This is a genomic window from Amycolatopsis kentuckyensis, assembly GCF_002155975.1.
Taxonomy (GTDB): Bacteria; Actinomycetota; Actinomycetes; order Mycobacteriales; family Pseudonocardiaceae; genus Amycolatopsis; species Amycolatopsis kentuckyensis.
Map to the genome: position 1 here is coordinate 1 of NZ_MUMI01000467.1, position 2342 is coordinate 2342.

Here is a 2342-nt window from a genome sequence, read left to right on the forward strand (position 1 = left end):
GCCTGGGCGGGAGAGATCCCGTCCCCGGTGACCCCGCCGCGGGTCAGCAGCCACAACGGCGTTTCGCTCCCGGCCATGGCCTGGGCCAGCGCGAGGTTCGCGGTGGCTCCGGCGGTCTCGTCGAGGGCGAGCAGCGAGACGACCCCGGCGTACCCCTCGGCGAATTCGGAGGTCACGACCGGCTCGGCGCCGTGGGCGGCGAGGGCGGCCGGGACGCCGGCGTCGTCGTGGCCGTCCGGGACGACGACCAGCCAGCGTCCGGACAGCTCCGGCGCGGACGGCGTGGCGACGGGCTGCCACTCGATGCGGTAGCGCCAGGAGTCCACTTCGGACGCGGTGCGGGCCCGGTCGTGCCACCGGGTCAGCGCGGGCAGGACCTCGGCCAGGGTGCTGCCGGGTGCCACGTCGAGGGTGCCGGCGACGGCGTCGAGGTCGAGACCGTCCACGGCGGCCCAGAACGCGGCGTCCACCGGGTCAGCGGCCGCGGTGCCGGCGTCGAGCCAGTAGCGACGTCGCTGGAACGCATAGGTGGGCAGCTCGACGCGGTGCGCGCCGGGGAACGCGGGCGTCCAGTCGACGGCGACCCCGCGGACGTGCGCTTCGCCGAGCGACCGGAGGAACCGCTCGTACCCGCCGTCGTCGCGGCGCAGGGAACCGAGCGCCTCGACGCCTTCGGTCTCGCCGATCGCCATGGTCAGCACCGGGTGGGGCGAGGCTTCGACGAACGTGCCGAAGCCTTCCGCGGCGAGCGTGCGCACCGCGACGTCGAGCCGGACGGTCTCGCGGAGGTTCGTGTACCAGTACGCGGCGTCCAGCTCGATGCCGTCGAGCCAGGTGCCGGTGACGGTCGAGAAGAACGGGATGTCTCCGGTCCGCGGCCGGATCGGGGCCAGCACGTCCAGGAGTTCGGCGCGCAGCTGCTCGACCTGCGCCGAGTGGGACGCGTAGTCGACGGGGATCCGCTTGGCGCGCACGCCGTCCGCCTCGCACGCGGCGATCAGCGCGTCCAGCGCGCCGGGTTCGCCGGAGACGACGACGGCGGCCGGGCCGTTCACCGCGGCGATCGACAGCCCGTCGGTCAGCCGTGCCTCGACGGTCTCCGGGGGCGCCGCGACGGAGACCATGCCGCCGCCTCCGGCCAGCGCCAGAATCGCCTTGCTGCGCAGCGCGACGACCCGCGCACCGTCCTCGAGCGACAGTGCCCCCGAAACCACGGCGGCCGCGATCTCGCCCTGCGAGTGCCCCACCACCGCTTCCGGCACGACGCCGAAGGAGCGCCACAGTCCGGCCAGCGACACCATCACCGCGAACAGCGCGGGCTGGACGACATCGACGCGAGCCAGCGCCTCGGCATCGGCCAGGACGTCCCGCACCGACCAGTCCACAAAGGACGACAACGCGACGGCGCACTCGTCGAGCCGCGCCGCGAACACCGGCGACGACTCCGCCAGTTCGAGCGCCATGCCCGCCCACTGCGATCCCTGGCCGGGGAACACCAGCGCGGTCCGCCCCGGGACCACAGTGCCGGAGACCACGTTCGGCGCCGGGAGCCCCTGGGCCAGCGCGGAAAGCCCGCCCTCCAGAGCTGTCCGGCCGCCGGTGACGACCGCGCGGTGCGGGAAGGCGGTGCGCGTCGTCGCCAGCGAGAACGCGATGTCGGCGACGCTGCCCTCGGCCGTGCACTCCTGCAGCGCGGCGGCTTGGGCCTGCAGCGCCTCCGGCGTCTTTGCGGACAGCACCCACGGCACCACGGCGGGGTCGGGTGTGGCCACGAGGCCGGCGTCACCCTGTTCGAGGATGACGTGGGCGTTCGTGCCGGAGATGCCGAACGACGAGACCGCCGCCCGGCGCGGCCGCGGCCGTTCCCACGGGCGCGGCTCGTCGAGCAGCCGCACCGCACCGCTCGCCCAGTCCACATGGGACGACGGTGTCTCCGCGTGCAGCGTCCGCGGCAGCACGCCGTGCCGCAGCGCCTGCACCGTCTTGATCACCCCGGCGACACCCGCGGCGGCCTGCGTGTGGCCGATGTTCGACTTGAGCGAGCCCAGCCACAGCGGCTCCTCACGGTCCTGACCGTAGGTGGCCAGGAGGGCCTGCGCCTCGATCGGGTCGCCCAGCGCGGTGCCGGTGCCGTGCGCTTCGACCAGATCCACGTCCGCTGTGGACAGTCCGGCGTCGGCGAGGGCCGCCCGGATGACGCGCCGCTGGGCGGGGCCGCTGGGCGCGCTGAGGCCGTTGGACGCGCCGTCCTGGTTCAGGGCGCTGCCGCGCAGCACGGCGAGCACCGGGTGGCCGAGTCGCCGCGCGTCGGACAACCGCTCGACCAGGACCAGACCGGCGCC

1 protein-coding gene is annotated in these 2342 nt (G+C 74.8%); it reads right to left on the minus strand.

Features of this window, described 5'->3' with window-relative positions; all coding sequences use genetic code 11:
- Positions 1-2342 (minus strand): type I polyketide synthase (locus CCN39_RS37190; protein WP_143264288.1); only part of this gene is annotated, 2342 nt, incomplete at both ends.